This is a genomic window from Thermomonas alba (assembly GCF_022419205.1).
GTDB lineage: Bacteria > Pseudomonadota > Gammaproteobacteria > Xanthomonadales > Xanthomonadaceae > Thermomonas > Thermomonas alba.
Genome location: NZ_JAJOZU010000001.1, coordinates 500,881 through 520,339 on the forward strand (window position 1 = coordinate 500,881; position 19,459 = coordinate 520,339).

Annotated in this window: 15 protein-coding genes; 14 read left to right on the forward strand and 1 reads right to left on the reverse strand. The window is 68.1% G+C overall.

The window, feature by feature from the left end; translation table 11 throughout:
• From ML342_RS02440 to ML342_RS02460, 5 genes are all read left to right on the forward strand, one after another.
• On the forward strand, nucleotides 1–578 hold a 578-nt coding region (locus tag ML342_RS02440; RefSeq protein WP_338064971.1), incomplete at its 5' end, for a chemotaxis protein CheW.
• Between the two features lie 115 nt (nucleotides 579–693).
• Entirely contained in the window at nucleotides 694–978 is a 285-nt protein-coding gene (locus ML342_RS02445; protein ID WP_240125317.1) for an STAS domain-containing protein, read from the forward strand.
• Nucleotides 975–1,340 (forward strand): response regulator, encoded by a 366-nt coding sequence (locus ML342_RS02450; RefSeq protein WP_240125318.1) that lies wholly within the window; start codon nucleotides 975–977, stop codon nucleotides 1,338–1,340. Before ML342_RS02445 ends, ML342_RS02450 begins: the two co-directional genes overlap by 4 nt.
• 24 nt (nucleotides 1,341–1,364) lie before the next feature.
• Nucleotides 1,365–3,422 carry a chemotaxis protein CheA gene (locus ML342_RS02455; protein WP_240125319.1) on the forward strand — a complete coding sequence of 686 codons (2,058 nt, stop codon included), beginning with the start codon at nucleotides 1,365–1,367 and terminating at the stop codon, nucleotides 3,420–3,422.
• A gap of 81 nt (nucleotides 3,423–3,503) precedes the next feature.
• Nucleotides 3,504–4,004, forward strand: coding sequence for a chemotaxis protein CheW (locus tag ML342_RS02460; protein ID WP_240125320.1), 501 nt, complete (start codon nucleotides 3,504–3,506; stop codon nucleotides 4,002–4,004).
• Nucleotides 4,005–4,129: 125 nt separating this feature from the next.
• On the opposite strand, the gene ML342_RS02465 is transcribed toward ML342_RS02460, so the two are convergent.
• Nucleotides 4,130–4,447, reverse strand: coding sequence for a TonB family protein (locus ML342_RS02465; RefSeq protein ID WP_240125321.1), 318 nt, complete (start codon nucleotides 4,445–4,447; stop codon nucleotides 4,130–4,132).
• Between the two features lie 230 nt (nucleotides 4,448–4,677).
• Between ML342_RS02465 and ML342_RS02470 the strand changes: the two genes are divergently transcribed.
• From ML342_RS02470 to ML342_RS02510, 9 genes are all read left to right on the forward strand, one after another.
• A complete protein-coding gene (locus ML342_RS02470; RefSeq protein ID WP_240125322.1) occupies nucleotides 4,678–7,725 on the forward strand; it encodes a methyl-accepting chemotaxis protein in 3,048 nt (1,015 codons plus the stop codon).
• A gap of 99 nt (nucleotides 7,726–7,824) precedes the next feature.
• Nucleotides 7,825–9,978: a putative bifunctional diguanylate cyclase/phosphodiesterase gene (locus tag ML342_RS02475; RefSeq protein WP_240125323.1), complete on the forward strand. Its 2,154-nt coding sequence runs from the start codon at nucleotides 7,825–7,827 to the stop codon at nucleotides 9,976–9,978.
• Nucleotides 9,971–10,831 (forward strand): CheR family methyltransferase, encoded by an 861-nt coding sequence (locus ML342_RS02480; RefSeq protein WP_240125324.1) that lies wholly within the window; start codon nucleotides 9,971–9,973, stop codon nucleotides 10,829–10,831. Before ML342_RS02475 ends, ML342_RS02480 begins: the two co-directional genes overlap by 8 nt.
• Nucleotides 10,828–11,430 (forward strand): chemoreceptor glutamine deamidase CheD, encoded by a 603-nt coding sequence (gene cheD / locus ML342_RS02485; RefSeq protein WP_240125325.1) that lies wholly within the window; start codon nucleotides 10,828–10,830, stop codon nucleotides 11,428–11,430. Before ML342_RS02480 ends, cheD begins: the two co-directional genes overlap by 4 nt.
• Nucleotides 11,430–12,494, forward strand: coding sequence for a protein-glutamate methylesterase/protein-glutamine glutaminase (locus ML342_RS02490; RefSeq protein ID WP_240125326.1), 1,065 nt, complete (start codon nucleotides 11,430–11,432; stop codon nucleotides 12,492–12,494). Before cheD ends, ML342_RS02490 begins: the two co-directional genes overlap by 1 nt.
• An 81-nt stretch (nucleotides 12,495–12,575) precedes the next feature.
• Nucleotides 12,576–13,748 (forward strand): methyl-accepting chemotaxis protein, encoded by a 1,173-nt coding sequence (locus ML342_RS02495; protein ID WP_439655131.1) that lies wholly within the window; start codon nucleotides 12,576–12,578, stop codon nucleotides 13,746–13,748.
• 275 nt (nucleotides 13,749–14,023) lie between these two features.
• The gene (locus ML342_RS02500) at nucleotides 14,024–14,977 is read left to right on the forward strand and encodes a BrxR family helix-turn-helix transcriptional regulator (protein ID WP_240125327.1); all 954 of its coding nucleotides are present in this window, start codon (nucleotides 14,024–14,026) and stop codon (nucleotides 14,975–14,977) included.
• A gap of 4 nt (nucleotides 14,978–14,981) precedes the next feature.
• Nucleotides 14,982–17,864 carry an SNF2-related protein gene (locus tag ML342_RS02505; protein ID WP_240125328.1) on the forward strand — a complete coding sequence of 961 codons (2,883 nt, stop codon included), beginning with the start codon at nucleotides 14,982–14,984 and terminating at the stop codon, nucleotides 17,862–17,864.
• Nucleotides 17,865–17,907: 43 nt separating this feature from the next.
• Nucleotides 17,908–19,347, forward strand: a complete 1,440-nt coding sequence (locus tag ML342_RS02510; RefSeq protein ID WP_240125329.1) for a hypothetical protein — start codon at nucleotides 17,908–17,910, stop codon at nucleotides 19,345–19,347.
• The last annotated feature ends 112 nt before the right edge of the window (nucleotides 19,348–19,459 follow it).

Here is a 19,459-nt window from a genome sequence, read left to right on the forward strand (position 1 = left end):
CCGAACCCCCAGTACCGCTGCCAGATCCTCCGGCGGTCGCGCCCGTCGCTGCGCACCCGGAAGCCGCGCCCTCCCAGCTCCCTGCGCCCAGCGCTTCGCCGCAGGCATCGCCTGCATTCGGCCCATCCACACCGACACCAGCGCCGCGCAGCGCGCCGCCTCCGCCGATCGGCCAGCGCTGGCTGCGCATGGCGCTCGGCGAGGACCGCTATGCGGTGGAGCTCCTGCGCGTGCAGGAAGTGGTGCGGCTGGCGCCGATCATCGCCGTGCGCGGGGCCCCGCCCTCGCTGCTGGGGGTGATGAACCTGCGCGGGCGGGTCGTGCCGGTGCACGATCTCGGCCTTTGGCTGCACCGCCCCCCGGCCACCGTCGATGACCGCGCGCGCATCGTGGTACTGGAGCATCAGGACGAGCTGGTCGGTCTGCTGGTCAGCGCGGTGACCGACGTGGTGACCCTGGAAGCGGCGCACATCGAGCCGCCGGCGGTAAACCTGCGCGACCGCGCCAGCATGGGCATCGCACGCACCCCCGGCGCCCCGCCCACGGTCATGCTGGATGCCACCGCCGTGTTCGAGTGACCCCCTGCCCAAAACCCGAAGACGTGAGCTTGAACACACTTTCGCAACCGGCCTCAAGTCATCCGCCGCAGCGCCGATAACGGACGTGGACCTGCCTCCCTATCCGAGATCCACCATGCCTTTGCCCCTGCAAGCCGATCTGGGAATCGAACAGGTGAGCGAGCTGCACGCCACGCTGCAAGCGCATCTGGATGACCCGGTCCTGGAGCTGTCCGGCGCCGATGTTCGCCGCGTGCATACCGCCGGGCTGCAGCTGCTGCACGCCTTCATCCGCGAGCGTGCCGCACGCGGTCTTTCGACCACCATCACACTCCCCTCTCCCACGCTCGTGGATGCCGCCCGCCAGCTGGCACTGGCGGTAAGCTTGGGCGTTGACAAGGACTCCGGAGAACCTGCGTGAGCGCAAACCTGTTGATCGTTGACGACTCCACTTCGATGCGCCAGATGGTCGCCTTCGCGCTGACCGGCGGCGGCTACAACGTGGTCGAGGCAGAGGACGGCATCGTGGCCCTGGAAAAAGCCAAGGCCCAACGCTTCGATGCCGTGATCACCGATGTGAACATGCCGCGCATGGACGGCATCGAGCTGATCCGCCAGCTGCGCGCCCTGCCCAACTACAAGTTCACCCCGCTGCTGATGCTGACCACCGAATCCGGCGCCGACAAGAAAAACGAAGGCCGCGCCGCCGGCGCCACCGGCTGGCTGGTCAAACCGTTCGATCCCGAGCAGCTGCTGGCCACCGTGCGCAGGGTGCTCGGCTGACCCAAGCCTCACACAGGGACCGCCATGGACATCACCCGCTTTCATGCCACCTTCTTCGAAGAGAGCCGCGAGAACATCGCGGCGATGGAGGCCGGGCTGCTGGCGATGGAAAGCGGCGAAGGCGGCGCGGACACCATCCACGTGATCTTCCGCGCCGCGCATTCGATCAAGGGCGGCAGCGCCACGTTCGGCTTCACCGCCATCGCGGACTTTACCCATCTGCTGGAAACCCTGCTGGAGGAGGCGCGCAGCGGCAAGCGCGCGCTCGATTCCAGCGCCATCACCGCGCTGTTGGCCTCGGTGGACACCCTGCGCATGCTGCTGGCGGCCGCCGAGCACGGCGATGCGATCGACCAGGCGCTGCTGCAGCAAAGCCGCGCCGGCCTGGAGGCGCTGCTGGCCGGGCCGGCCGCCGCACAGCCGGCCGCATCGGCCCCCGCTCCGGCAGCCGAAAAGCCGATCGGCTGGCACATCGACTTCGCGCCGGAACGCACGCTGTTCATGAGCGGCAACGACCCGCTGCGGATGCTGCGCGAACTGAGCCAGCTCGGCCAGCTCAAAGTCACCTGTCGCGACGATGCGCTGCCGCCCTTCAGTGAGCTCGACCCGTTCGAGGCCTGGCTGGCCTGGGATCTGCAGCTGTTCGGCGACGTCAAGCGCTCGGCGATCGAAGACACCTTCGCCTGGGTCGAAGACCAGTGCAAGCTGAGCATCGAGCCGCTGCTGGCCTCCACAGCGTCGGCGGCGGTGGCGCCCGCCGCATCCTCCGCTCCCTCCGCGCCAGCCGCGGCGGCGACGCCTCCCCCGGCCGCCGCGTCTTCCACTGCCCCATCCGCTGCCCCCTCCCCCACGGGCGCAGCAGCTCCGGCGCCCGCCGCGGGGGCCGGCAAGCCGACCGCCGAGCCCGCCGACACCACCATCCGGGTGGCGGTGGACAAGGTCGATGCGCTGATCAACCTCGTCGGCGAGCTGGTCATCACCCAGGCCATGCTGGCGCAGCGCTCGGCCGATCTCGACCCGGCCCTGCACGAACAGCTGCTGGCCGGGCTGGAGCAGCTCGACCGCAACACCCGCGATTTGCAGGAAGCGGTGATGTCGGTGCGCATGCTGCCGGTGGAGTTCGCCTTCAGCCGCTTCCCTCGCATGGTGCGCGACATCGCCTCGCGCCTGGGCAAGAAGGTCATCCTCAAGACCTCCGGCGAAGGCACCGAGCTGGACAAGGGCGTGATCGAAAAGATCGTCGATCCGCTCGTGCATCTGGTACGCAATGCGATCGACCACGGTCTGGAAACCACCGAGCAGCGGATCGCCGCCGGCAAGCCCGAGGCTGGCACGGTGAGCCTGTCCGCCGCGCACCAGGGGGGCCACATCATCATCGAGGTCAGCGACGACGGGCGCGGGCTCAATCGCGAGAAGATCCTGGCCAAGGCGGCCGAGCGCGGCATCCCGGTACCGGAGAACCCGACCGACGCCCAGGTCTGGGACCTGGTATTCGCGCCCGGCTTTTCCACTGCCGATGCCATCACCGACCTGTCCGGGCGCGGCGTCGGCATGGACGTGGTGCGCAAGAACATCCAGGCGCTGGGCGGCCAGGTGGAAATCCGCAGCCGCGAGGGCGAAGGCACCACGGTCTCGATCCGCCTGCCGCTGACCATGGCCATCCTCGACGGCATGACCGTGGCGGTCGGCGGCGAGGTGTTCATCCTGCCCTTGAACATCGTCATCGAATCCCTGCAGGTCCAGCGCGAGCAGATCAAGACCGTCACCGGCGGCGAAGGGCGCGTGCTGCGCGTGCGCGAGAACTACGTGCCGCTGCTGGATCTGGCGGCCCAGTACGGCCTGACCGCGCGCCGCGGCGACGCCCAGCCGATCGCGGTGGTGGTGGAATCCCAGGGCCAGCAGCTGGCGCTGGAGGTCGATGACCTGCTCGGCCAGCAGCAGGTGGTGGTCAAGAATCTGGAGCGCAACTACCGGCGCATCCCGGGCGTGGCGGGTGCCACCATCCTCGGCGATGGCCGGGTGGCGCTGATCGTGGACGTGGCCAGCCTGCCCCACCACGCCGCGCTGGCGCGCGCGGCATGAGCCCCGTGGGCTCAAGCCCGCCGGCGCGCTGCCGATGACCTGTTCGAGACTTTCTCATCGCCATCATCATCAGGAATCCCCATGAGTACGCCTGCCAGCAAGCCCACCCACGCCGCCGCCGGCGAATACCTGACCTTCGCCCTGGGCCGCGAGGAATATGGGGTGGACATCCTCAAGGTGCAGGAAATCCGCGGCTACGACACCGATAGCGTGACCCGCCTGCCGGATGCCCCGGACTACATCAAGGGCGTGATCAACCTGCGCGGCACCATCGTGCCGGTGATCGACATGCGCGTGAAGTTCCACCTGGACGCGAAGGTGGATGCCACCACCGTGATGATCGTGCTGAACGTGGCCGACCGCGTGGTCGGCATGGTGGTGGACAGCGTCTCGGATGTGGTGCAGCTCTCCGCCGAGCAGATCCGCCCGATGCCGGATGTCGGCACCGGCATCGACCGCCGCTATCTGACCGGCATCGGTACGCTCGACGAGCGGATGCTGATCCTGCTCGACATCGAGGGCCTGATGACCAGCAGCGAGATGGGCCTGATGGCGGACGAGGCGGCAGCCCAGGCCGCCTGATCGCGCCCCCTGCGGACGCGCAATCCCACGCCCCAAACGAAAACGCGCCGCGATCTGCGGCGCGTCTTGCTTGCAGCATTGCCACCGCTGTCGGCGGTGGCAGGCGTTGACTTCAGTCCCTTGGCTTACAGCTTGAACTCCAGCTTCACCTTGCCGCGCGTCTCCGAGCCGGGGGCGAACTCCCACTGCTTGACCGCCTTCACCGCCGCCGCCACGAACACCCGGCCCGGCTTGGCATCCACCACCGAGACATCGGTGACCTTGCCGTCCGGCCCGACGCTGTATTCGACTTCGACATAGCCGGTGGTGCCGGCGCGCGCCGCTTCCGGCGGATACACCGGGTCCACGCGCTTGATGGGGTTGCCCGCCAGCGCAGGCAGCGCCAGCGCCATCGCGGCGGCGAGTGCCGCGGTGTTGAGGGCACGATGAAAGAACGGTTGCATGATCAATCTCCGGGGGGATACGGGCACGGGGATGTGCCGACATCGCTCCTATCGGCCCAACCCTTGCGAACTTGAGCCGACATGCGGCGCGCGCTGACGGATTTGCGTACCCAGTCACGCCTTCGGCAGGCCGCAGCCGGCAAAGTGCACGCGAGGATTAAAGATCTGCCGGCGCATGCCGACACCGGCAGGTGTACGGCCCGTGAACCGTCATCTTCAGGAACCTCGCCATGCCTCCTCGCCGCTCATCGTTCATCGACCGCCTGCTCGCTCCCGCCATCCGCCTGATGGCGTCCTTGCGCTTCAGCCACAAGGCCCTGCTGATCGGCGCCAGCTTCACCCTGACCTGCGGCGTGCTGACCGCGCTGGTGCTCAGCAGCACCTTGGGCGAGCTCTCGAATGCAAAGGCCGCACGCGCGGCCACCGCCGGGCTGAACCGCCTCAACGAGGCGCAGATCGCGATGCAGGACCACCGCGCCCTGCGCGCGCGCCAGCTGGCCAAGGACGCCAGCGCCACCCCGCAGGCGATCGCCGCCGCCGCGGCGGCCGCCGACAAGGCGCTGGACGCGTTCGAGGCCTGGCTCTCTGGCAGCCACATGGCCAGCAGTGAAGAGCTGAAAAAGCTGCTCGCCGCCTCCCGCGAGGCGTGGAAGAAGGCGCAGGCCAGCGAGGGCGACGCGGCTGTGGAGGCCGACACCGCCGCGCTCACCGCCCTGCGCGATGCCACCGACCGCTTCACCTTCGACGCCATCACCAGCGTCGCCCGCGACCCGGCCATGCTGCGCGCCGACAACATCGGCGGCAGCCAGCTGCCGGTGCTGTCCGCCGCCGTGTCCCAGCAGGCGGTGACCAGCATGCGCGTGCTCGGCGAAGGGGCGCTCTGGGTCAACGACCGCACCGCGCTGGCGGTCAACAAGAACATGCAGGAGTACCTGCAGGGCCTGGTCGAGGAAAACCGCCGCTCCATCGAAGAGGCGCTACCGCAGGGCGCGGCGCTGTTCGGCAAGCCCTGGCAGGCCGCGCTGCAGGCCATCCAGGCGCAGGACAAGTTGATCCAGGACAAGGTGCTCGGCGCGGACACCCTGGACTACCCGGTAGCCGAGTTCGCACGCCAGGACCAGGCCACCCGCGAGGCGCTCAACCGCGCCATGGCCGGCGCCTACGCCGCCCTCGAGGCGGCCGGCGACCGCGCCATCGCCAGCCTGCAGCGCAAGGCCACCCTCATCCTGGGCGGCGTGGTGCTGGCCCTGCTGGCCTCGGCCTACCTGTTCCTGGGCTTCACCCGCGGTACCCGTGACGCCTTGCAGAGCATCGATGCCGGTGCGCGCGCGATGGCCGCCGGCCAGTTCTCGGACAAGATCCAGGTGGACACCCAGGACGAGCTGAATGCCATCGGCCGCAGCCTGGAAAGCATGGCGTCCAGCCTGCGCCGCTTCGCGCAGGCCCAGCAGGAGATGTTCGACCAGCACGAGGCCGGCGAGATCGACGCGCGCATGGACGCCGAAGCCTTCCCCGGCGCGTTCGGAGTGATGGCCGACCAGGTCAATACCCTGGTGGAGGCCCATATCAAGACGACCCTGGATGCGATCGGGATCGTAGCCGACTACGCCCGCGGCGACCTCTCGCGCGACATTGCCCGCTATCCGGGCCAGAAGGCGCGCGTCACCGAGGCGGTGGACGCCGTCAAGAAGGGCATGCTGGCGATCAACGCCGAGATCAAGGCGCTGGTGGAAGCGGCGGTGGCCGGCGATTTCAGCAAGCGCGGCGATGCCTCCCGCTTTGAGTTCGTGTACCGCGAGCTGATCGAAGACCTCAACACCCTGATGGCCACCGCCGACCAGGGCCTGCACGAGGTCGGCGGCCTGCTCGCGGCGATGGCCGAGGGCGACCTGACCCGCCGCGTCGAGATCGCGCTGCCGGGCCAGTTCGGGCAGCTGGCCGACGATGCCAACCGCAGCGTGGAGGCGCTGGCGCGGATCGTCGGCGAAATCCGCCAGAGCGCGGACAGCATCAGCGCCGCCGCCAGCGAAATCGCCTCGGGGAACTCCGACCTGTCGGCGCGCACCGAGCAGCAGGCGGCCGCGCTGGAGGAAACCGCCTCCTCGATGGAAGAGCTCACCTCCACCGTCAAGCAGAATGCCGACAACGCGCGTCAGGCCAACCAGCTGGCGCAGGGCGCGGCGACGGTGGCCGAATCCGGCGGCGAGGTGGTGCAGCAGGTGGTGCGCACCATGGGCGAGATCCAGAACGCCTCGCGCCGGATCGCCGACATCATCGGCGTGATCGACGGCATCGCCTTCCAGACCAACATCCTGGCGCTGAACGCGGCGGTGGAAGCGGCGCGCGCCGGCGAGCAGGGCCGCGGCTTCGCGGTGGTGGCCGCCGAGGTGCGCAGCCTGGCGCAGCGCAGCGCGGGCGCGGCCAAGGAGATCAAGCAGCTGATCACCGACTCGGTGGTCAAGGTCGAGGAAGGCAGCGCGCTGGTGGACCAGGCCGGCAAGACCATGGGCGAGATCGTCGGCAGCGTCAAGCGCGTCACCGACATCATGGCCGACATCTCCGCCGCCTCGCAGGAGCAGAGCAGCGGCATCGAGCAGGTCAACCAGGCCATCACCCAGATGGACGAAGGCACCCAGCAGAATGCCGCCCTGGTGGAAGAGGCCAGCGCCGCCGCCGAGAGCATGCGCCAGCAGGCCGAAGCGCTGGTGGAGGCGGTGGCGGCCTTCCGCCTGGCCAATGGCAGCGGCGCGGCGCGTCCGGCAGCGCCCAAACCTACCGCCAGCCCTGCCGCAGGCAAGCCGGCCGACTCCGACAAGATCGCCTCGTTCGAGGACATGATCGACAAGCACATGCAGTGGAAGCTGCGCCTGAAAACCTACCTGCGCGGCGGTGGCGAGCCGCTGGATGCCGACACCATCTCGGTGGACGACGCCTGCGCGCTGGGCAAGTGGATCTACGGCCCGGGCCAGCAGGTGCAGCACCTGCCGGAGTACCAGCGCCTGAAGGAGCACCACAAGCACTTCCACGCGACCGCCGGCAAAGTGATTCTGGAGCACCAGCGCGGCCGCACTGCCCAGGCCCAGGCCCTGCTGGAAGGGGAGTTCACCCGCGAGACCCAGGCCACCGTGACCGCCATTCGCGCCCTGCGCGATGCGGTGGAAGGCCGGCGCAAGGCGCCGCCTGCCCCGGCCCCGCGCGCGGCGGCGCCGGCGGCCGCGCCGGTCCGGCGCACGGCCACGGGCGCCGCGGCGGGCGACCAGCACTGGCAGGAGTTCTGAGTGCACGCGGGCGCGTCCGGCCACCCCGATCCCACGTCCGCGCCGGCCGCGCCCGCCAGCCCACCCGCCCAGCCCGCTGATCCTGCCGATCCTGCGCCGATGAGCCCCGCCGCCCCTGCCGACCCCTCCCCTGTCGATTCCGCGCTCGCGCCGGAACGGCTGCAGTCCGCCGGCGGCCTGGACGACGTGCTGGCGCTGGCCCGCGCGCTGCTCGACATGCCGATGGCGGCGGTCATCGCCTTCAGCGGGGATCGCTACCTCCTGGTTGCGCAGCAGGGGCTGGAGGAAGACCCTCTGCCGCTGCCCCGCGAGCATCTGTTCGTGCGCTGCTGGGAGCAGCACGCGCCACTGCTGGTGCTGCCGGAGCTGCCGGAAAGTCCCCGCAGCGCGATCCGCGCGCATGTCGGCATCGCGCTGGAGGATGGGCGCGGTCGGCGCATCGGGTTGCTGGCGGTGTGCGACCGCCGACCGCGCACGCGCCCTGGCCCGGCGCAGCTGGAAGCGCTGGGGCACCTGGCTCGCCTGGCCGCCAATCTGCTGCTGCAGGAGGACATCAGCCGCGATGCCGCGATCGTCGTCCAGGCCGGGCAGCACGCGCGGGAAGCCGTGCTGGTGGCTGATCGCCACGGTGGCATCCGCTGGAGCAACCCCGCCGCGCAGCGGCTGTTCGGCCACCATCTGCGCGGCCAGCGCCTGCACCAGCTGTTCCCGCTGCGCCTGCAACCGGACACCCAGGCGTTTCGCGACTGGCTGGCGGGCAGCGGCGAGGAACGCCTGTCGCTGCGCATCGTCGCCCCCGACGGCAGCCTGCGCCAGCTGGAGGCCACCCGCTCCACCTGGCGGCACGGACACGCGCACGGCACCACCCTGATCCTGCACGATGTCACCGAGGCGGCGCACCAGCGCGCGCAGCTCGACCGCCTAGCCCACTTCGACCCGCTCACCGGGCTCCCCAACCGCAACGCCCTGCTGGCCGCGCTGGAGGCAAACCCCGAGTGGGGCCTGGCGCTGATCGGCATCGACCGGTTCAAGTGGATCAACGATGGCCTCGGCCATGCGCTGGGCGACCGCGTGCTGCAGGCCTTCGCCGAGCGCCTGCAAGCGTATGCGCACGGCGCAATGGGCCTGGCGCGGGTGGAGGGCGACGTGTTCGCCATCACCGGCGTGGATGCGCAGTTGTGCGATGCGAGCGCCGCCGATGACGAGTGCCCGGCCTCGCCCCTGCTGCGCGAGATGCTGAGCTTCCTGCAGCAGCCGCTGCGCATCCGCGGCCATGAAATCCACATCGAACTCAGCGTCGGCCTGGCGCTGCGCGAAGACGTGCGCAGCGGCGGCGGCGACCTGCTGGCCTGCGCCGACCTCGCGCTGCAACGCGCCAAGGCGGCCGGCGGCCGTCAGCTGTACCGCTACCGCCCGCAGATGCGCGCCGAGGCGCTGGCGCGCCGCGACCTCGACCTGGAACTGCGCCGCGCCTTCGCGCAGGGCGAGTTCGAGCTGCACTACCAGCCGCAGATCGACCTCGCCAGCGGCCGCATCTGCGGCGCGGAGGCGCTGCTGCGCTGGCGGCATCCGACGCGCGGGCTGGTGCCGGCCGGTGAGTTCATCGAGCTGCTCTCGCGCAGCCCGCTGGGCGCCGAGGTCGGCGCCTGGGTGCTGCAGCGCGCCTGTACGGACGCCGCCGCCTGGCCCGCCCCCGGGCTGTCGGTGAGCGTCAATCTGTTCCCCGCGCAGCTGCGCTCGGCGCTGGTGCCGCAGGTGCTCAAGGCGCTCGCCGACAGCGGGCTGCCGGCGCAGCGCCTGGAACTGGAGATCACTGAGACCATCGCGCTCGCGCACGACAGCGAAGCCGCCGCCGCGCTGGCCGCACTGCGCGAGCACGGGGTCAATCTCGCGTTCGATGATTTCGGAACCGGCTATGCCTCGCTGGCGGTGCTGCATCGCTTCAGGATCGACCGGGTCAAGATCGACCGCAGCTTCGTCTCCGGCATGCTGGACAACGGCGAGGACGCCGCGATCGTGCGCTGGACGGTGATGCTGGCGCGCGCGCTGGGCCTCAAGGTGGTCGCCGAAGGCGTGGAGCAGCTGGAACAGGCGGAGTTCCTGCAGCTGCTCGGCTGCGACGAGGCCCAGGGCTATCTGTATGCGCCGGCGCTGCCGGACGCCGAACTGCTCGCGCGCCTGCGCCGGCAGGACAGCTCCCCCGGCACGCCGGCAAATGCAAGGCCGCAGGCCGCTGGAGGCGCCCATGGCTGACTCCAGCCGGCCAGCCTCCGCCGAGGGCGACGCGATCGGGTTCGCGTTCAGCGATCGCGATTTCCGCCGCGCCTGCAAGATGATCTACGCACGCGCCGGCATCCACCTGGCCGAACACAAGCGCGACATGGTGTATAGCCGGCTGTCGCGGCGCCTGCGCGCGCGCGGCTTCTCGCGGTTCAGCGACTATCTGGACTTCGTCGAGCAGCACCCCGAGCAGGAAGAGCAAGCCTTCATCAACGCGCTGACCACCAACCTGACCTCGTTCTTTCGCGAGGCGCATCACTTCGATGCTCTGCGCGAGCAGCTGCGCGCGGTCCCGCGCGGGACAGTGGTGGACATCTGGTGCTGCGCCGCCTCCACCGGCGAGGAGCCGTGGTCGATCGCGATCACCGCCTGCGAGGCGTTCTCCAGCGAGACCCCGCCGGTACGCATCCTGGCCACCGACATCGACACCAACGCGCTTGCGGTCGCCACGCGCGGCGAATACGGGATCGAACGCATCACCGACCTTTCCAATGAGCGCAAGCGCCGCTTCTTCCTGCGCGGCACCGGCCCCAACGAAGGGCTGGTCAAGGTCAAGCCGTTCCTGCAGCGGCTGGTGGAATTTCGGCAACTCAATCTGCTGGCGTCGGACTATGGCCTGCACCAGCAGTTCCTCGCGGTGTTCTGTCGCAACGTGATGATCTATTTCGACAAGCCGACCCAGTATCAGATCCTGCAGCGCATCGTGCCACTGCTGGCGCCCGGCGGGCGCTTCTATGCCGGGCATTCGGAGAGCTTCTCGCATGCCCTGGATCTGGTGCAGCCGTGCGGCCGCACCATCTACCGGGCCACCCGGGAGGCGCAATGAACGCGCCCAGCCCCTACGTCACCCCGGAACGGCGACCGCCGCCGGGAAGCTATTACGACCCGGCGCTGGATGCGCACGTCATCAAGCTGCTGCCGGCGGAGTGGAAGGTGTCCTCCGAGGAGGTGGCGCTGGCCACCGTGCTCGGCTCGTGCGTGGCCGCCTGCATGTACGACCCGGTCGTCAAAGTGGGCGGCATGAATCACTTCATGCTGCCGGATGCCGCTCCCGGCGACGGCAGCGCCCGCTACGGCGCGCACGCCATGGAGCTTCTGATCAACGGCATGCTCAAGCAGGGCGCCGCCCGCGCGCGGTTGCAGGCCAAGGTGTTCGGCGGCGGCAATGTGCTGCCGGGCATGACCATCGACCCGGTCGGCACCCGCAACGCCAACTTCGTGCAGGAGTACCTGAAAGCCGAGGGCATTCCGATCCTGGCGCAGGATCTCGGCGGCGTGCAGCCGCGCAAGGTGGTGTTCTTCGTGCGCAGCGGACGCACCCTGGTCAAGCGTCTGCCGGCCGCAGGCGAGATCGCGCGGGTCGAGCGCGATTACCGCAGCCGGTTGGCGCAATCCCCCGTGGCCGGTTCCGTGGAGTTGTTCTGATGGCCATCCAACATCCCCAGCGCCCCGGCAAGGTGCGCGTCCTCATCATCGACGACTCGGCGCTGGTGCGTCAGGTCTTGACCGACATCCTGTCCGAGGATCCCGCCATCGAGGTGGTCGGCACTGCGCCCGACCCGCTGATCGCGCGCGAGAAGATCAAGCAGCTCAATCCCGACGTGCTCACCCTGGACGTCGAAATGCCGCGCATGGACGGGCTGACCTTCCTGCAGAACCTGATGCGGCTGCGCCCGATGCCGGTGGTGATGGTGTCCTCGCTGACCGAAGCCGGCGCGCAGATCACCCTGGATGCGCTGGCGCTGGGCGCGGTGGATTTCGTGACCAAGCCCAAGCTCGACATTCAGCGCGGCCTGACCGGCTACGGCCGCGAGCTGCGCGAGAAAGTCAAGCAGGCCGCGCGGGCGCGGGTGAAAACGCTGCAGCCGAGCGTGGCGCCTGCGCCGGCCGGGGTCATCCAGTACCGCACCACCGACCGTCTGATCGCGATCGGCGCTTCCACCGGCGGCACCGAGGCCATCCGTGCGGTGCTGGAACGCATGCCGGCCGACGCGCCCGCCATCGTCATCACCCAGCACATCCCGCCCGCGTTCAGCAAGCCGTTCGCCGAGCGTCTCAACAAGCACAGCCGGATGACCGTCCTGCACGCGGAGGATGACATGCCGATCCTGGCCGGCCATGCCTACGTAGCGCCGGGCGGCCTGCATCTGCGGGTGCAGCGCAGCGGCGCGCGCTGGCGCTGCCGGCTGGGCGATGACGAGCCGATCCGGCTGCACCGCCCGAGCGTGGATGCGCTGTTCGAATCGGTGGCCAGCGCGGCCGGCGCCAATGCCAGCGCCGCCCTGCTCACCGGGATGGGGGACGATGGCGCGCGCGGGCTGCTGACCCTGCGCAAGGCCGGCGCTGCCACGATCGTCCAGGACGAGGCCACCAGCGTGGTATGGGGCATGCCCGGCGCCGCCTACACCCTCGGCGCGGCGCAGCAGGTGCTGCCGCTGGATCAGATCGCCGATGCCCTGCTGGCCAGCACCACCCAGGGCCCGGGCTGACCCGGCAGCAGCCTTGCGATCGCATTAAAGACCCGGCCGACCGCGGCCGTTATCCCTCACGAGCCACATTCGAGATCGACGATGGAACCCCGTGCCCTGCTCCGAATCGGTGCCCCCCTGGTGTTGATGGCGCTGCTGCTGGCCGCCGAGCTGCTGTCCTGGCCGCTGCCGCTGCGGCTGGCGCTGGTGGTGACCGCCGCCCTGGCCTGGGGTGTGGTGATCTGGAATCGCCTTCCCTCCCAGGCCGAATCGAAGATGCTGCGCGACCATGCCAAGCTGCTGGACGAGCTGCGCGGCTTCGTCAGCAACGAGATCAGCGGCTCGCATACCGAAATCGAGCGCACCCGCGCCCTGATCCGGGATTCGGTGGCCAAGCTCGGCAGCAGCTTCGAGGCGGTCAACCGCAAGTCACGCGAGCAGAGCGGCGTGGTGGCGCGGCTGGTGGAGCGCACCGGCGAGGACAGCGGCTCGATCGACATCACCCGCTTCGCACAGCAGGCGGCGCAGCAGGTCGAGCAGCTGGTGCAGGCGCTGGAGGAGGCCAGCAGCCAGAGCGGCGTGACGGTGGCGCACATCGACGCCATGGCTGGCCATCTGGATGGCATCTTCTCGCTGCTGGAGGACGTCAAGTCGATTGCCGATCAGACCAACCTGCTGGCGCTGAACGCGGCGATCGAAGCCGCTCGCGCCGGCGAAGCCGGGCGCGGCTTCGCGGTGGTGGCCGATGAAGTGCGCAACCTGTCCGAGCGCAGCACCGCGTTCAACGAGCAGATCCGCAAGCTGGCGCACAGCTCCAAGGATGCGATCGCCAAGGTGCGCGACACCGTCTCGCAGACGGCGTCGCGCGATCTCGAACGCGTGCGCTCGGCGCGCGCCGAATCGGCCGCCATGCTGGAGCGGGTGGACAGCATCCACCGCAGCCTGGGCAACAGCATCCGCGACATCGCCGACTGCGGCCGCGCGATCGATGCCTCGGTCGCCGAGGCGGTACGCTCGCTGCAGTTCGAGGACATCGCCACGCAGGCGCTGGCCGCCGCCGATCTGCACCTGAAGCGGCTGGAACAGATCAACAACGAAGCCATCACCCTGCACGATCTGCTGCAGAGCAGCCACGGCTTCCAGGACCCCGAGATGCAGAAAGCGCTGGCACGCATCAGCAACCGCATCAATCAGATGCGCAGCGAATGGGAGCGCCCGCCGCACAAACCCGTGCTTCAGGAAAACATGAACGCCGGCAGCGTCGAGCTGTTCTGATCGGGCCGTCCCGGCAATCGGCGCAGGACACCCGCCCTCCCCCTTCCGCCGGATCGGCCACCGCAAGCCCGCCTCGCGCGGGCTTGCGGTTTTTTGCATCGCCTCATGCCGACGGCCAAGCAGTCACCGCGGCTGGGCCTGGAATCACTCCCACTCGAACATCAATGGGAACTTCAATCGCATATAGATCAATGTGTTACCACAGCGAAAATCACCAAATGCCATGAAAAATACCATGAGCCGCTGACTGCACCACCGCCCTCTCCCTCGCGGCGATGGCCCACCCCGCCGCAGCCCTCCTCTCTTTACAAACCAACCAGAAACTGGTCGAATACAATTCCGATGTGGGTCATGATACTGGGGGTGCAAGGGTGGGGACAACGCAAGGCAGCGTTCGGTGGGGCATTGAGCGCCGGCTCGAGTTCATCGAGTTCCGGCTCTTCTGGGAAGGCCATGTCAACCGCGGCGACCTGATGGCCGCCTTCGGGATCTCGATCAACCAGGCCTCCACTGACCTCAACCGCTACCTCGGCATGGCGCCGAACAACATGGTCTACGACAAGAGCGCCCGCGCCTACGTCCGGGGCAACCGCTTCGAGCCCCTGTTTCTGAAACCGGACCCGGCCAGCTACCTGGCCCAATTGCGGTCGATCTCCGACGGCATCGTCACGCAGGAGGAAACCTGGATCGGCCAGCTGCCGGACTTCGATACGGTGCGCAGCCCCGCTCGGGGCATCGACGCCGGCCACCTGCGCACCGTGCTCCAGGCCATTCACAGCAGACAGGCCATCGAAATCGAATACCAGTCGCTTTCCAGCCCGGCCCCACGCTGGCGCTGGATCGCACCGCACGCCATCGCCTTCGACGGCTTCCGCTGGCATGCCCGGGCATACTGCTTCACCGACGGCTGCTTCAAGGACTTCCTGTTGGCGCGCCTCCTCGGCATCCGGGGCAGCCGCCCCAGTGACATCGATGCAAACCAGGACGTGGATTGGCACACACACGTCACGCTGGAAATCGGCCCTCACCCGGGGCTGTCGGATGCGCAGAAGAAGGTCATCGCACTGGACTATGGCATGCACAACGGCAAGGCCAGCATCACTGTCCGCAAGGCCATGCTCTACTACGCGATCAAACGTCTCGGCCTAGACGCTGACCCGTCCACCCGGAGCCCGGCGGACCAGCAGATCGTGCTGTTGAACGGGGAGGTGGGCGATGGTGTCGCCTGATGTCATGTCCCTGACCCCGCACCACGCCAAGTACTACGCCTATGACCTGACCCGTCGGGCGGCCTCGGGCATGGATCGCCTCTCGATGGCGCTCTTTGATGCCTCGGTGGACCTCAACCCCCACCAGATCGAGGCAGCGCTGTTCGCGCTCCAGAACCCCCTCTCCAAGGGGGTAATCCTCGCCGACGAAGTCGGCCTCGGGAAAACCATCGAGGCCGGCATCGTACTGTGCCAGTCCTGGGCCGAGCGCCGGCGCCGGCTCCTGATCCTCTGCCCCGCGTCGCTGCGCAAGCAATGGGCGCTGGAGCTGCAGGAAAAGTTCAACCTGCCCGCGGTCGTCCTGGACGCCAGGGCATACAGGCAGGCCCGCCGGGAAGCGCGCAACCCGCTGGACCAGGGTGCCATCCTGATCCTATCCTACAACTTCGCCCACTCGATCCGGGACGAACTGCGGGCCATCCGGTGGGACCTCGTCGTCATCGACGAAGCCCACAAGCTGCGCAATGCCTACCGCCAGAGCAACAAGGTGGGCCAAGGCATCCGCTGGGCCACCGAGGACTGCCGCAAGCTGCTGCTGACGGCCACTCCCCTGCAGAACTCGCTGCTGGAACTGTATGGCCTGTCGACCCTGATCGACGAGCACATCTTCGGCGATGTCGATTCCTTCCGCGCGCAGTACGCGGGCGCCGGCAGCGACCTGGGCGCCCTGCGCCAGCGGCTTTCGGCATTCTGCAAGCGGACCCTGCGCAACCAGGTCACGGAATACATCCGCTACACCGAGCGCAAGCCGATCACCCGGCCCTTCCGTCCCACCGACGAGGAGCATGCGCTCTACGAAAAGGTGTCCGAATTCCTGCGGCGCGAAGACAGCTATGCCCTGCCCCGCCGCCAGCGGCACCTGACGGCGCTGATCCTGCGCAAGCTGCTCGCCTCGTCCTCGGCCGCCGTTGCTGCCACCCTGGACATCCTGCGCCAGCGGTTGCAGGCCATGCTGGACGAGCGCACTTCCGGCACCGACGACACGGCGGACCTGGCGGAGCTGCTGGCCGAGAACGAAGAGCTGGAAACCGACCTGCTCGACGAGATCCTCGGCGAGGACGAGGACACGATCCCAGGCCGGGATACCGATGCACCGGTCGACCGCCAGAAACTGCGGGAAGAGATCGCCATCCTCGCACGCCTTGCCGAGGAAGCCCGCAGCATCCGCGTCGACACCAAGAGCCGCACGCTGCTCAAGGCGCTGGAAACGGGGTTCGAGCAGATGGCAGCGGTCGGTGCCGCGCGCAAGGCCGTCATCTTCACCGAATCCCGGCGAACGCAGGAGTACCTGAAGCAGTTCCTCGAGGCCAACGGCTACGCCGGCCAGCTTGTCCTCTTCAACGGGAGCAACAACGGCCCCGGGGAAACCGCCATCTACGAGCGCTGGCTCGAGCGCAACCGGGGCTTGGACAAGGTCACCGGCTCCCGCGCGGTCAACATGCGCACGGCGCTGATCGAGCACTTCCGCGACCATGCCTCCGTCCTGATCGCCACCGAGGCGGCAGCGGAAGGTCTGAACCTGCAGTTCTGCTCACTGGTCATCAACTACGACCTGCCCTGGAACCCGCAGCGCATCGAACAGCGCATCGGCCGCTGCCATCGCTACGGCCAGAAGCACGACGTGGTGGTCATCAACTTCCTCAATGAGCGCAACGAGGCCGACCGCCGTGTTCTGGAGCTTCTCGAGCAGAAGTTCAACCTGTTCAGCGGCGTGTTCGGCGCCTCCGACGAGGTGCTGGGCACCATCGAATCCGGCGTGGACTTCGAAAAGCGCATCCTCGCGATCTACCAGGCGTGCCGGACCCCTGAGGAGATCGACGCCGCCTTCAAGGCCCTGCAGGCGGAGATGGACGAACAGATCCGCTCGCGGCTGGAAGACACCCGACGGGCGCTGTTCGAGCACTTCGACGAGGACGTGCACGAACGGTTGCGCATGCGGCTTGCGGATGCCCGGGCCCGGCTGGACCGGGTCGGCAGGCGCTTCTGGTCGCTCACGCGCCACGTGCTGGCCGACCAGGCGCGCTTCGACGACATCGCCTTCACCTTCGACCTGGTCAGCCCGCCCCGCAAGGACATCCCCGCCGGCCGCTACCACCTGATTTCCCGCGTCCACCCGCAGACGGAAGCTGCCGGCCAGTTCCTCTACCGGCTCTCGCACCCGCTGGGCGAGCATGTGCTCGCCCAGGCGCGGGATGCCGATACACCTGCCGCCGAGATCCACTTCGACATCAGCCGCCACCCCACCCGTATCGCCGTCGTCGAAGCCCTGCGTGGCCAGCGCGGCTACCTGACGCTCACCCGCCTGACCATCGAGTCGTACGAACGGGAGGAGTACCTGCTGTTCTCCGGCTTGACCGACGACGGGGCCGCGCTGGACCAGGAAACCATGGAGAAGCTGTTCCAGTGCGGCGGCTGGATCGCGGGAGCCGCGACCATCCCCGACCCCGTGTCCCAGCGGCTCGCCGCAGAAAGCGAGCGCCATGCCCAGGCCACCCTCAGCCGTTCACTGGAGCAGAACAACCGTTATTTCCACGAGGCGCGGGAGAAGCTGGAGCGCTGGGCCGACGACATGGTGCTTTCCGCCGAAAAGGCGCTGGCCGACACCAAGGAACAGATCAAGGCCCTGCGCCGGCAGGCGCGCCAGGCCACCACGCTGGCCGAGCAGCACGCGATCCAGGAGAAGCTCCAGAAACTGGAGCGCCAGCAGCGCCGCCAGCGGCAGGAGATCTTCCGCATCGAGGACGAGATCATGGAAAAGCGCGACCAGCTGATCGACCAGCTGGAACAGCGGCTCGCGCAACGCACGCACGCCGAAACCCTTTTCACCATTCGCTGGGCCGTCGTCTGACGAAGCGACGCGCCCGCCCAGGATTCAACAGGACGACCACGTAATGAGCCAGAAATACGAGAAGCTGAAAACCCTGCTCAAGGAACTGTTCCAGCTCGACCAGCCGGAGCTGGACTTCGGCATCTACCGCATCCTGCACGCCCGGAGTGCGGAGGTGACGCAGTTCCTGGACAAGGACCTGCTGCCGCAGGTGAAGCAGGCGTTCGCCCAGTACCGCACCGCCGACAAGGCCGAACTGGAGAAGGAACTGGCCAAGGCCATCGAAGCCGCCCAGGCCCTGGGCGTCGATCCGGAAAGCACGCAGAAGGTCAAGGACCTGCGCGCCCGCCTGGCCAGCGACGCCGTGGACACCGGGGCGCTGGAAGCCGAGGTCTACGACCACCTCTACAGTTTCTTCCGCCGCTACTACTCCGAGGGCGACTTCCTCAGCAAGCGTGTCTACAAGCCCGGCGTCTACGCCATCCCCTACGAGGGCGAGGAGGTCAAGCTCCACTGGGCCAACGCGGACCAGTACTACATCAAGACCAGCGAATACCTGCGCGATTACGCCTTCCGCCTTCGCCCGGAGGACGAACGGAACCCCATGCGCGTCCACTTCAGGCTCGTGGACGCTGCCGAGGGCGAACACGGCAACGTGAAGGAACAGGCGGGCAAGGAACGCCGGTTCAAACTGGCCCCAGCCCCGTTTGCAGCTGTCGAGAACGGCGAACTGGTGATTCGCTTCACCTACGAGCCCGATCCGGCCAAGCAGAAGGACCTGAACGCCGAGGCCGAGGCCGCGATCCTGGCCCTCGACGACCCGGCGCTGGCCCACTGGATCAAGGCCCTGGGCGGGCAGCATGTGCGCGCCGACGGCACGGCCTCGGAGAACACCCGCCTGCGCGTGCACCTGAACCGCTACACCGCCCGCAACACCTTCGACTATTTCATTCACAAGGACCTGGGCGGCTTCCTGCGACGCGAGCTGGACTTCTACATCAAGAACGAGGTCATGCACCTCGACGACGTGGAAAACGAAACCGCGCCGCGCGTCGAGCAGTACCTGTCCAAGATCAAGGTCATCCGACGTATCGCGCACAAGATCATCGACTTCCTGGCGCAGCTGGAAGACTTCCAGAAGAAGCTGTGGCTGAAGAAGAAGTTCGTCGTCGAGACCAGCTATTGCATCCGGCTGGGTGTGATTCCGGAGGAGTTCTATCCGGAAATCGCCGCCAACGATGCGCAGCGGGAGGAGTGGGTGCGGCTGTGCGCAATCGATGAAATCAAGGGTGATCTGACAACGCCGGGATACAGCGTGCCGCTGACGGTGGACTTTCTGAAAGCGCATCCGACACTGGTGGTCGATACGCGACACTTTAGTGGCGACTTCATCTCACGATTGCTGCAACGGACGGACGATATCGACACGAAGACCGACGGCGCGCTCGTGCACAGTGAGAATTTTCAGGCATTATCACTGCTTCAACAGCGGTATGAGATATGACCGAATCTGGTGCACGCCCCTGAGTTGAGGAGAGGCGGCGTACCGGGTTGGAATGGGCTTGTCACGAGTCCACCCAACCACGAGGTACGCCACCGTGAGCAACGATAACGTC